Origin of the sequence: Dactylosporangium fulvum, assembly GCF_025137375.1 — a bacterium.
GTDB lineage: Bacteria > Actinomycetota > Actinomycetes > Mycobacteriales > Micromonosporaceae > Dactylosporangium > Dactylosporangium fulvum.
Genome location: NZ_CP073720.1, coordinates 140,918 through 153,078, shown reverse-complemented (window position 1 = coordinate 153,078; position 12,161 = coordinate 140,918). Strand labels below are relative to the sequence as shown.

Sequence of the window (12,161 nt, the reverse complement as noted above, 5' to 3'; positions counted from 1 at the left end):
GGGTTCCGCGAGAGTCCCATGATCCAGGGAAGCTTCGTGTCGCCATGACGACCGGAAGTTTCCCTGGATCAGGTCACCGCCGGCGGCTGGCAGGCAAACGGGGCGGACCTCGGCCTGCGGCTGTGGTGAACTGTCGACATGGAGCATGCCCGATTTCTTGACTGCCTCGCGGGCGATTTTGCTCGTCTGCGCAACGTCGTGCAGATCGATCCCGGCGCGGCCGTGCCGAGTTGTCCCGGGTGGACCGTCGCCGACCTCACCCGCCACGTCGGTGAGGTGTACCTGCACAAGAGCCTGGCCATCCGCGACGGGGCCGAGCCCGAGCCGTGGCCGCCGAAAGAGCTCGCCGACGAAGTGCCCCTCGCGCTGCTCGACCGGGCCCACGCGGCCTTGCTCGACCAGTTTGCCGCCCACGAGCCCGCGGATCCGGCCGGCTCCTGGTACGCGCCGGATCAGACCGTCGGGTTCTGGAGCCGGCGCATGGCGCAGGAGACGGTCATCCACCGCATCGACGCCGAACTCGGGGCCGGGCAGCCGGTTGCACCCGTGCCGACCGACCTCGCCGTCGACGGGATCGACGAGCTGCTCAAGGTCTTCGTGGCGTACGGCGTCGCCGAGTGGGGCAGTTACTTCGCCGGCGTCCTCGACGGCTCGCCGGGCCGGACATATGCCATCCTGACCGACGGCGCGGCCTGGCGGGTGCGGACCGGGCCGGGGCTGTTCGCCGTCGAGGACGGTGCACACGACCCGGCCGACGTGACCGTCAGCGGGGCACCGACGGCCGTGCTGCGCTGGCTGTGGAACCGGGAGAGCCCCGGCGAGCCGAGCGGCGTGACGGTCGAAGGCGCCCCGGAGGCGGTCGACGAGCTGCGGCACTGCATCGTCACGGCGACGCAGTAAGCAGTGCTAGACGCCGGCGTAGGAGTGCAGGCCACCGCCGAACAGGTTGACGCCGAACAGGTTGATCAGCATCGTCGCCCAGCCGATCACGGCGATCCACGACGTCACCTTGCGGCTGACGCTGGGGGTCGAGCGCGCGTGCAGGTAGCAGGCGTAGACGACCCAGGCGACAAACGACCAGACCTCTTTCGGGTCCCAGTTCCAGTAGCGGCCCCATGCCGCCTCGGCCCAGATCGCACCGCCGATGACACCGAAGGTCCAGATCGGGAAGGCGAAGGCGTGGACGCGGAACGTCACCCGCTCCAGCGAGACCGCCTGCGGGAGGCGCTCGCCCAGCGAGTACGGGAAGTTGCGCTTGCCGGCGTCGTACCCGGTGCGGATCAGGTGCATCACTGCGGTGATGAAGCCGACGAGGAATACGCCGGACGCGATCGAGGCGGCGCCGACGTGGATGACCAGCCAGTACGACTGCAGGGCGGGCACCAGCGGGCCGACCGGGACGTACAGCGTCATGCCGGCGATCGACAGGAGGATCGCGGCCACCAGCGTGACGAACACGCCGAGGTGGCGGAGGTTGCGCCACTTGAGCAGCACGACCAGCCAGGCGCTGACGCCGACGAAGGTGGCGGTCATGACGAACTCGTACATGTTGCCCCACGGCGCCCGGTCGGCCGCCACACCGCGGGCGACAAGCGCACCCAGGTGGGCGACGTAACCGAGGATGGTGATGCCGACGGCGATGAGGCCCGCGCGGCGGGCGCCCACGGACGCGACGACCGGCGCCGACTCGGCCGACGCGGCGGACTCGACCGGGACGGTCACCGACGGGCCGCCGGCGCCGGCCAGCTCGCGCGTCGCCGCTCGGGCGATCACGCTGCGGCCGCCGAACGCGTATTCCACCGCATACGCCATCATGGCCAGCACGTAACTGAAGATCGTCACGACCAGCAGCTGGTTGGACAACCCACCCATCAAACGACCTCCTCACGGTCCGGCACCGAAACGACCTGATCAGTCTGCGCCACCTGTCCCGGGACATCGGTGGCGGGGGGCGACACAGCACGTACCAGTGCCGCGAACTCCTCGGCGAAGCCGGGATAGTCGCTGCGGGGCAGGCCGCCCGCCGCGGCGCCGTTGGGCGTGATCCGGAAGAAGACCCGCCGCCGCTTGCCGCCCAGAGAGCCCAGCAACCCGGCGAGCAGCGCGATCGACCCCCAGAGCATGATCGGCTGGCCCGGGTCGTGCCGGACCGAGATGCTGATCCACTGCTCGGTGCCCAGGAACTCGACCTTGGAGCCGTCGGGCAGTGTCGCCGACCCGCCCGGCTTGAGCATCACCGGTTCGCCGAACTTCTTCAGGCGCCCGGCGTCGATCTGCCGTTGATCGAGGGTGTAGACCGACAGCGGCGCCCCGGCGTCGAACCCGAGCACGCCCTGGTAGGGCTGCAGCATCAGGCGGGGGTCGTTCTCCGCGGGGAACGCCGACGAGTTCAGCGAGGGATCCGACGGTACGGTCGGCAGATAGATCCCGAGGAATCCGACCTGCGCCTTCTCGTCCCGCTTGCCGGTCTCCGGGTTGATGTTGACGTCCGGGAACGTCGCCACCCCGTCGCTGGTCTGCATCGGGTCCTTCGGCAGGAACGGCGCGACGGTCCGGTGCGTTTTGCCGTACTTGTCGGTGTAGAGCAGGATCGGCGCGTAGCCGTGCCCGAGCAGCGAGACGTTGGCCCCGTCGAGCCGCAGCGGATCGTTCACCTGCAGCACGTGGTTGCTGGTGGTGCCGTGCTCTTTGACGGTGATGTCGGCCTTGTACATGACCGGCTGCCCGCTGTCGAGGTACGACGCCGAGAACTTGTTCATCTGCAGGCAGAACCGCGGCAGATCGTTCTCGCCGACCCGCGAGCCGAGGGCGTGCTCGTCGTAGTTCAGCAGCGTGTTGCAGAAGGCGAAGTCCTTGCCGGCCACCAGCAGGCGGTTGCCGTGCCAGCCGAACAGCGAGCCGTATGCCACGCCGATGAGCAGCGACAGCAGGGCGAAGTGGAAGACCAGGTTGCCGGTCTCCTTGAGGTACCCCTTCTCGGCACTGATCTCGACGGTGTCCACGTCCTGCCGCACGACCGTGCGGAAGCGCCGCTTGCGCAGCACCTGCCGGACCACCTCGGGGTCGGCCGAGGGCAGCACGGCATGGGCCGGCAGCCGGTCGAGCCGCTGCGGGGCTTTCGGCGGCTTGCGCAGCAGGGCCGTCGCGTGCACCCGGAACCGGGGCACCAGGCAGCCGACCAGCGAGACGAACAGCAGCAGGTAGATGGCCGAGAACCAGGGCGAGCCGTAGACGTCGAAGAAGAAGAACCGGTCGAGCGTCGGGCCCCACTCCTGGTTCTTCTCCAGGTACTGCCGGACCTGCTCCGGCGACACGTTGCGCTGCGGCAGCACCGAGCCGGGAATGGCCGCGACGGCGAGCAGGAACAGCAGCACCAGGGCGGTGCGCATGCTGGTCAGCTGGCGCCAGGCGCGCCGGCTCACGGAGACGATGGTGTGGTACGCCCAACGCATCAGAACGGCACCGATCCGACGCCGACGTTGGCCTGCAACGCGATCATCAGCTCACTCCACAGGCCGGTGACGAGCGCCAGCCCGACCAGGACCAGCAGGACACCACCGATGCGGGTCACCCAGCGGCTGTTGCGCCGGATGAACTTGACGACGCCGATGAGCCGCTGGAAGCCCAGCCCGACGGCGATGAACGGCAGCCCGATGCCCAGCGAATACGCGATCGCGAGGATCACGGCGCGGGCCTGCGAGCCGCTGGTCGAGCCGAGCGCGATCACCGCGCCGAGGGTCGGTCCGGTGCACGGCGCCCAGGACAGCGCGAACACCATGCCGAAGACGGGGGCGCCGAGGAGGCCGGCGGCGGGAAGCTTCTGGATCCGCCACTGCCGCTCGAGGCCGGGCACCAGGCCGATGAACGCCAGGCCCAGCACGATGACCACGATGCCGGCGATCACCTCGATCAGCCGGCGGTGGATCATCAGCGACATGGCGGCCTGGGTGGCGAGGACGATCAGCCCGATGAAGACCGCCGTGAACCCGGCGATGAACAGGCCGACCCCGGCGACCACGCGGCCGCGCCGCTGACCCGAGTCGAGATCGGCGCCCGCCAGGCCGGTGACATAGGAGAGGTACCCCGGGACAAGCGGGAGGATGCACGGCGACAGGAAGCTCGCCAGGCCGGCCAGCACGGCCACGGCTACGGCGGCGAGCAGCGGCCCGCTCATCGCAAGGCTGCCGACGTCCATATCAGCCCTGCTCCGCCAACAGGTCACGGACGACCGGCTCGAGGACCTTCTGGTCGACCTCCATGCGCATCACGGCCGCCAGCCGGCCTTTGCGGTCGACGATGAGCGTCGCCGGGATCGAGTTGGGCGGGACGTTGAACTCCAGCGCGAGCTCGCCGGCCGGGTCGAAGATGCTGCCGAACGAGGGCTTGGTGTCGGCCAGGTAGGCGGCGGCCCCGTCGCGCTGGTCACGGACGTTGACGCCGACGAACGTGACGCCGTCGGCCTTGGTCGCCGCGGCGACCTTCTCCAGCTCCGGTGCCTCGCTGCGGCACGGCGCACACCACGACGCCCAGAAGTTGATGACCACGACCTGGCCCTTGTGCTGGGCGAGGTCGAACGAGCCGCTGCCGCTCATGTAGTCGCCGCGCATGGCGGGCGCGGCGACCCGGTCGTCGACGGTGATCTTGCGGCTGCCGAGCGCGTTCTTAGGGGCATCGCCGCCGCAGGCCGACACGGCTGCCAGTGCCACCAGAGCGATCAGCACGGCGAGGACCCGCTTCATCGCATCACGCGCCCTTCGCCTGGCGCGCCGACGGCGACATGGCCACCAGGTGCGCGGCCGGTTCGCTGTACGAAATGCCCACGATCTTGGTGTCTTCGAAGTGGAAGCTCGTGTAACTGGCCAGGTTGCACTCCCGCCGCCGCGGATCGTGCCAGAGCCGCTTGCGCTCCACGTGCCGGCGCAGCGTCCAGATCGGCAGCTGGTGCGAGACACACACGGCCTCGTGCCCCTCGGCGGCCTCGCGGGCCGCCATGAGCGCGGCGAACATGCGCGCGGCGATCACCGTGTACGGCTCGCCCCACGACGGGGTCATCGGGTCGCGCAGCACCCACCAGTTGCGCGGGTCGCGCAGGGCGCCGTCACCGACGCCGACACGCTTGCCCTCGAAGAAGTTGGCACTCTCGATCAGCCGCTCGTCGACCGCGATCGGCAGGCCGAACTGCTCGGCGATCGGCTGGGCCGTCTGCTGTGCCCGCTCGAGCGGGCTGGCCACGATGTGGGTGATGTCCTTGTCGGCCACCGCCTGCGCCGCCGCCTTCGCCATCTGCACGCCGAGCTCGGAGAGCCGATAGCCGGGGAGCCGGCCGTAGAGGACCTTCTCCGGGTTGTGGACCTCACCGTGCCGCAGCACGTGGACGATCGTCTTCATGAGGCAGCCGCCGCCCGGGCCGCGTGTGGCAGCGCCGCCTGGATCACGGCCAGCGCATCGTCGTCGATCGCTGTCGAGACGAACCACGCCTCGTAGGCGCTCGGCGGCAGGTAGACACCGCGCGAGAGCATCTCGTGGAAGAACGCCTTGAACGCCTGGACGTCCTGCGTCCTGGCCTCGTCGTAGTTCGACACCGGCGACGCGGTGAAGAAGATCGAGAACATGCTGCCCGCCGTGGACAGCACGTGCGGTACACCCGCTGCGGCAAGGGCCTCCGAAGCCAGCTTGCTGATCGTCGCGGCGGTCGCGTCGAGCCGCGTGTAGACCTCGGTCGTCGCCAGGCGCAGGGTGGCCAGGCCGGCGGCGCAGGCCAGCGGGTTTCCGGACAGGGTGCCGGCCTGGTAGACCGGGCCCGCGGGGGCCAGCGCGGCCATGATCGAGGCCCGCCCGCCGAAGGCCGCGGCCGGCATGCCGCCGCCCATCACCTTGCCGAACGTCCACAGATCGGCGTCGACCGGCTCGAGCCCGGCCCAGCCGGACCGGCTGACCCGGAACCCGGTCATGACCTCGTCGACGATGAGCAGGGCGCCGTGCCGGTGCGCGAGCTCGGCCAGCTTGCCGTTGAACCCGTCCTTGGGCGCGACCACACCCATGTTGCCGGCCGCCGCCTCGGTGATCACGGCGGCGATGCTCGGCCCGTGCTCGGCGAAGGCGGCCTCGACGGCGGCGATGTCGTTATACGGCAGCACGATCGTGTCGCCCGCCGCCGCGCCGGTGACACCCGGCGTGTCGGGCAGCGCGAGCGTCGCCAACCCGGACCCTGCGGCGGCGAGCAGCGCGTCGACGTGCCCGTGGTAGCAGCCGGCAAACTTGATGACCTTGGCCCGGCCGGTGTATCCCCGGGCGAGCCGCAGCGCGCTCATCGTCGCCTCGGTGCCTGAGTTGACGAGGCGGACCTGCTCGACCGGCGTCCGGGCGACAATCTCCTCGCCCAGGACGACCTCGCCGGGCGTCGGCGTGCCGAAGCTCGTGCCGTGTGCCGCCGCCGAGGTGATCGCGTCGATGACTTCCGGGTGCGCGTGGCCGAGGATCAGCGGGCCCCAGGAGCAGACGAGGTCCACATAGCGCCGGCCGTCGGCGTCGGTGAGCCAGCAGCCTTCGCCGCCGACCATGAAGCGCGGGGTGCCGCCAACCGCCCGGAACGCCCGGACAGGTGAATTCACCCCACCCGGCACGATGGCCTGGGCGCGGTCGAACAATGCCTGCGAAGCCGGCGCGTCAGCCGCATAAGGGCCGAGGCCGACAGAGTAAGAATCGGTCACAGCCTGCCCATTCTGACAGCCGCTCGGTAACGTCGCCGAGCCGCCCTCGCCACCCTGTGCCCGACACCACTGCGGGCGCCGACCACATATAGGCTGTCTTCGTGGATCGGCCCGATCTCTCCGTCACCGTGCGGCGCGCCCCGACCGAAACCGTGGTGTCCCTCACCGGCGAGATCGACATGTCCACGGTGCCACGCCTGGCCGCGACGGTGGATGAGGTACTTTCCGAGCCCCCGGCCCGCGTGGTGCTCGACATGGCCGGCGTCACGTTCTGTGACTCCCAGGGCCTGGGCACGCTGGTGGTCCTGAGCCGGAAGGCCACGATGGCGCAGAGCTACCTGGTCCTCGTCAACGTGGGCGCCTTCCTCATCCGCGTCCTGGACATCACCGGCCTGCGCGGCGCGCTGATGATCCAGGAAACCGCATAGCCGCCACTCAGAGGCGGGCGCGGGCCTTCGCCAATGCGGCCATGGCCTTCTCCACCTGGGCCCGGCCCAGCTCGCCGTCGGCGGCCAGGGCCGCCTTCAGCAGCGCGGTGGCCTCGTCGACCGCCACGCCCGCCGCCCGCAGCTCGGTCTCGCGAAGGCGCACCTGCTCGGACTGGGCCGCCAACTGCTGGGTCATCGTCCAGAGCTCGACAAAAACGGAGACCTTCGCGCGCAGCACCCACGGGTCGAAGGGCTTCGTCAAATAGTCCACCGCGCCCGCGGCATAACCGCGCAACGCCAGGTGGGAGTCGCGGTCCGCCGCCGTGAGGAAGATGATCGGCACGTGGCGGGTCCGCTCGCGGCGCTTGATGTGCTGCGCCGTCTCGAAGCCGTCCATCGTGGGCATCTGGGCGTCGAGCAGGATCAGAGCGAAGTCGTCCACCAGCAGGTGCTTGAGCGCCTCTTCACCGCTCTCGGCGCTGACCGGCTGGACCGGCAGGCCCTGCAGGATCGCCTCCAGGGCAAGCAGGTTGTCCCGCCGATCATCGACGAGCAGCACCTTTGCCGGACGATCCGGGCCTGTCAAGGACGGTCCCCTTTCCACGAATCTCCCAAAACTACACCGCCCTGCCCTCGCCGTTGACCCACGCCGCCATCACGTCCAGCAGTTCGTCGAGGTCGACCGGCTTGGTGATGTAGTCGCTCGCCCCGGCGGCCAGCGACGACTCCCGATCGCCCGGCATGGCCTTGGCGGTCAGGAAGACGACCGGCAGGTTGGCGAAACGACGGTTCCGGTGGATCGCTCTGGTCGTCTCGTTGCCGTCCATGTCGGGCATCATCGCGTCCATCAGCACGATGTCGACGTTCGGGTGCTCGGAGAGGATACGCACACCGTCGGCGCCGTTGTCCGCGTACAGCACCGTCATGCCATGCAGCTCGAGAGCACTGGTCAGCGCGAAGACGTTGCGGACGTCGTCGTCGACGATGAGCACCGTGGCGCCGTCGAGCTGGTGGGCAGCCGCGGTGGGGCGGTGCTCCTGGTTCGGCAACGGACGCAGCATCGCCGGGCCGGGCGGCAGGCTGCCGCGGGTCGGCGCGGTCACCGACGGCGCCGGAACCGCGTGGACGGTCGGCGTGACCTCGGTGGCGATGACGTCCGGCAGGTACAGCGTGAACGTCGCCCCACGACCCACCTCCGACGTCACGCCGATCGCGCCGCCGAGGAGCCGGGCCAGCTCACGGCTGATCGACAGGCCGAGGCCGGTGCCGCCGTACTTGCGGCTGGTCGTACCGTCCGCCTGCTGGAACGCCTCGAAGATGAGCGCCACCTTGTCGTCGGAGATGCCGATCCCGGTGTCGTTGACGGCGAAGGCGATCACGCGCCGTGCGCCGGCGAGGGTCGGCGAGTTGAAGTCGATCTCGGGCGCCGCGACGCCGATCGACAGCGTCACGGAGCCGTGGTCGGTGAACTTCACCGCGTTGGACACCAGGTTGCGCAGGATCTGCTGGAGCCGCTGCGGATCGGTGACGATCGCCGGCGGCAGCGCGGGGTCGGTGCACACGTTGAAGTCGAGTCCCTTGTCCTCCGCCTGCGGGGCGAAGGCCTGCTCGACGTACGCGCAGATCTCGTCGAACGACACCTCACCGGGCTCGACGTCCATGCGCCCGGCCTCGATCTTCGACAGGTCGAGGATGTCGTCGATCAGCGCCAGCAGGTCGGAGCCGGCGTTGTGGATCGTCGCCGCGAACTCGATCTGCTTCGCGGCGAGGTTGTTGTCGGGGTTGTCCGCCAGCAGGCGGGAGAGCAGCAGCATCGAGTTGAGCGGCGTGCGCAGCTCGTGGCTCATGTTGGCGAGGAACTCCGACTTGTACTGCGACGCCTGCGCCAGCTGCTGCGCCTTCTCCTCCAGGCCGAGGCGGGCCATCTCGATCTCGCGGTTCTGCTTCTCGATGTTGCCCTTCTGCTCGGACAGCAGCGTCGCCTTCTCCTCCAGCTCGGCGTTGGTGCGCTGAAGCTCCGCCGACTGGTCCTGCAGCTCCAGGGCCAGCCGCTGGGACTGCGAGAGCAGTTCCTCGGTGCGCCGGTTGGCGAGGATCGTCCTGAGCGCGACACCGATGGTCACCACGAGCCGGTCGAGGAACGCGAGGTGGAGCTCGGAGAACGGCGAGACGCTCGCGAACTCGATGACCCCCAGCGGCTCGCCCTCGAACAGCACCGGCAGCACGACGAGGTCGGCCGGCGGGGTGGCGGCGAGGCCGGAGCGGACCTTGAGCCGGTCGTCCGGCGGCGCGCTCACCCGGATCGCACGTCGGGACAGCGACGCCTGGCCGATGAGCCCCTCGCCGGGTGCGAAGGAGACCTCGGTGCCGGGTGCCACGTAGCCGTACGACGCCTCGAGCCGCAGTCGCAGGCCGGACACCGCATCGGTGCCGGTCAGGAAGAACGCGCCGATCTGCGCGTCGACCAGCGGAGTGACCTCGGCCATGATCATGCGGCAGACCTCGCCGAGGTCCCGCTGGCCCTGCAGCAGGCCGCCGACGCGGGCCAGGTTGGAGTCCAGCCAGCCCTGCTCGGCGTTTTTCTTCGTGGTCTCGCGCAGGGTGACGATCATCTGGTTGATGTTGTCCTTGAGCTCGGCGACCTCGCCGAGCGCCTCGACCGCGATCCGCTGGGTCAGATCGCCGCGGGTCACCGCCGTGGACACCTGCGAGATGGCGCGCAGCTGGGTGGTCAGCGTGGAGGCGAGCTGGTTGACGTTCTCGGTGAGGTCGCGCCAGGTGCCGGAGACGCCGCGCACCTGGGCCTGACCGCCCAGCTTGCCTTCGGAGCCGACCTCACGGGCCACCCGGGTCACCTCGTCGGCGAACGACGACAGCTGGTCGACCATCGTGTTGACGGTGTTCTTCAGCTCCAGGATCTCGCCGTGCGCGTCGACCGTGATCTTCTGCGACAGATCACCACGGGCCACGGCGGTGGTGACCTGGGCGATGTTGCGGACCTGGCTGGTCAGGTTGGACGCCATCGAGTTGACGTTGTCGGTGAGGTCGCGCCAGGTGCCCGAGATGCCCTTGACCTGGGCCTGACCGCCGAGCTTGCCCTCGGTGCCGACCTCACGGGCCACCCGCGTGACCTCGTCGGCGAACGACGACAGCTGATCCACCATCGTGTTCACCGTCGACTTCAGGGCCAGGATCTCGCCCTGCGCGTCAACGGTGATCTTCTGCGACAGATCACCACGCGCGACCGCCGTGGACACCTGGGAGATGTTGCGGACCTGGGCAGTGAGGTTGGAGGCCATGAAGTTCACGTTGTCCGTCAGGTCGCGCCAGGTGCCGGCGACGCCGCGCACCTGGGCCTGACCGCCGAGCTTGCCCTCGGTGCCGACCTCACGCGCCACCCGCGTGACCTCGTCGGCGAACGACGACAGCTGATCCACCATCGTGTTCACCGTCGACTTCAGCTCAAGAATCTCGCCCCGCGCATCGACCGTGATCTTCTGCGACAGATCACCACGCGCGACCGCCGTGGACACCTGCGCGATGTTACGGACCTGGCTCGTCAGGTTCGACGCCATGAAGTTCACGTTGTCCGTCAGGTCCCGCCAGGTCCCGGCCACACCCGTGACCTGCGCCTGACCGCCCAGCTTGCCCTCCGTGCCGACCTCACGCGCCACCCGGGTCACCTCGTCGGCGAACGACGACAGCTGATCCACCATCGTGTTCACCGTCGACTTCAGCTCAAGAATCTCGCCCCGCGCATCGACCGTGATCTTCTGCGACAGATCACCACGCGCCACGGCCGTCGCGACCTGGGCGATGTTACGGACCTGGCTCGTCAGGTTCGACGCCATGAAGTTCACGTTGTCCGTCAGGTCCCGCCAGGTCCCGGCCACACCCGTGACCTGCGCCTGACCGCCCAGCTTGCCCTCCGTGCCGACCTCACGCGCCACCCGGGTCACCTCGTCGGCGAACGACGACAGCTGATCCACCATCGTGTTGACGGTGTCCTTCAGCTCGAGGATCTCGCCCTGCGCCGCCACGGTGATCTTCTGCGACAGGTCACCGCGGGCCACCGCCGTCGCGACCTGGGAGATGTTGCGGACCTGGCCGGTCAGGTTGGACGCCATCGAGTTGACGTTGTCGGTGAGGTCCTTCCAGGTGCCGGCCACGCCGGGCACGTCCGCCTGGCCGCCCAGCTTGCCCTCCGTGCCGACCTCACGCGCCACCCGGGTCACCTGTTCGGCGAAGACCCGCAGCGTGTCGACCAACGAGTTGATCGTCTCGGACAGCTCGGCGATCTCGCCCTTGGCGCTCACCGTGATCTTCTGCGACAGGTCACCGCGGGCCACCGCCGTCGCCGCCGACGAGATCGAGCGGACCTGGCCGGTGAGGTTGGCCGCCATCGAGTTCACCGAGTCGGTGAGGTCGCGCCAGGTCCCGGCGACGCCGGTGACCTGCGCCTGACCGCCCAGCTTGCCCTCGGTGCCGACCTCACGAGCCACCCGCGTGACCTCGTCGGCGAACGACGACAGCTGATCCACCATCGTGTTCACCGTGCGGCCGATGGTGAGAAATTCACCACGCAGCGGCCGGCCGTCGATCTCCAGCGCCAGGTGCTGCGTGAGGTCGCCCTCGGCGACGGCGACGATCACGCGGGCGATCTCGGTGGTCGGGCGCCCCAGGTCGTCGATGAGGGAGTTGACCGCGTGGATGCGGTCGAGCCAGGCACCCTCGAAGCCCTCTTCGTCGAGCCGCTCGGTCATCCGGCCCTCACGGCCGACGACGCGGCTGATACGCAGCAGCTCACGGGTGTGGCGCAGCTTCATCTCCGCCAGCCGGTTGAACCGCTCGACCACCTCACCGGGGAGCCCGTCGCGCCGGTTGAGCCGGATCGTCAGGTCGCCGGCCGCCAGGGAGTCGAGCGCGTCGGAGAGCTCCTGCAGCAGCAGCGTCTCGGGTGAGGAAGGTGAGGAAGAGGAAACACTCGACTGGGTGACCTCATCGACTCTGGCCATGTCGTCTC

At 69.4% G+C, this 12,161-nt stretch carries 10 protein-coding genes; 2 read left to right on the top strand and 8 right to left on the bottom strand.

Annotation, left to right across the window (positions count from 1 at the left end; translation table 11 throughout):
• The first annotated feature begins 138 nt into the window (after positions 1-138).
• Complete coding sequence (locus Dfulv_RS00750; protein ID WP_259860655.1) at positions 139-900, top strand: maleylpyruvate isomerase family mycothiol-dependent enzyme; 762 nt, start codon at positions 139-141, stop codon at positions 898-900.
• Between the two features lie 6 nt (positions 901-906).
• Here the strand turns inward: Dfulv_RS00750 and ccsB are convergent, their stop codons facing one another.
• Genes ccsB through hemL form a run of 6 tightly spaced genes read right to left on the bottom strand, consistent with a single transcriptional unit; the run spans position 907 to position 6,710 of the window.
• Positions 907-1,872: a c-type cytochrome biogenesis protein CcsB gene (gene ccsB / locus Dfulv_RS00745; protein WP_259860654.1), complete on the bottom strand. Its 966-nt coding sequence runs from the start codon at positions 1,870-1,872 to the stop codon at positions 907-909.
• Positions 1,872-3,422 (bottom strand): cytochrome c biogenesis protein ResB, encoded by a 1,551-nt coding sequence (gene resB / locus Dfulv_RS00740; RefSeq protein ID WP_259860653.1) that lies wholly within the window; start codon positions 3,420-3,422, stop codon positions 1,872-1,874. Before resB ends, ccsB begins: the two co-directional genes overlap by 1 nt.
• Positions 3,423-3,451: 29 nt before the next feature.
• The gene (locus Dfulv_RS00735; protein WP_406567910.1) at positions 3,452-4,195 is read right to left on the bottom strand and encodes a cytochrome c biogenesis CcdA family protein; all 744 of its coding nucleotides are present in this window, start codon (positions 4,193-4,195) and stop codon (positions 3,452-3,454) included.
• Between the two features lies 1 nt (position 4,196).
• Positions 4,197-4,739, bottom strand: a complete 543-nt coding sequence (locus Dfulv_RS00730) for a TlpA family protein disulfide reductase (protein WP_259860652.1) — start codon at positions 4,737-4,739, stop codon at positions 4,197-4,199.
• 4 nt (positions 4,740-4,743) lie between these two features.
• Positions 4,744-5,388 (bottom strand): histidine phosphatase family protein, encoded by a 645-nt coding sequence (locus Dfulv_RS00725; RefSeq protein WP_259860651.1) that lies wholly within the window; start codon positions 5,386-5,388, stop codon positions 4,744-4,746.
• Complete coding sequence (gene hemL / locus Dfulv_RS00720) at positions 5,385-6,710, bottom strand: glutamate-1-semialdehyde 2,1-aminomutase (protein WP_259860650.1); 1,326 nt, start codon at positions 6,708-6,710, stop codon at positions 5,385-5,387. The genes Dfulv_RS00725 and hemL overlap by 4 nt, the downstream gene beginning before the upstream one ends.
• 101 nt (positions 6,711-6,811) lie before the next feature.
• Here hemL and Dfulv_RS00715 point away from each other — a divergent pair, with 101 nt between their 5' ends.
• Positions 6,812-7,138, top strand: a complete 327-nt coding sequence (locus tag Dfulv_RS00715; RefSeq protein WP_259860649.1) for an STAS domain-containing protein — start codon at positions 6,812-6,814, stop codon at positions 7,136-7,138.
• Between the two features lie 7 nt (positions 7,139-7,145).
• On the opposite strand, the gene Dfulv_RS00710 is transcribed toward Dfulv_RS00715, so the two are convergent.
• Positions 7,146-7,724, bottom strand: coding sequence for a response regulator (locus tag Dfulv_RS00710; RefSeq protein WP_259860648.1), 579 nt, complete (start codon positions 7,722-7,724; stop codon positions 7,146-7,148).
• A 31-nt stretch (positions 7,725-7,755) separates the two neighbouring features.
• Positions 7,756-12,153, bottom strand: a complete 4,398-nt coding sequence (locus tag Dfulv_RS00705) for a HAMP domain-containing protein (protein WP_259860647.1) — start codon at positions 12,151-12,153, stop codon at positions 7,756-7,758.
• Positions 12,154-12,161: the final 8 nt, after the last annotated feature.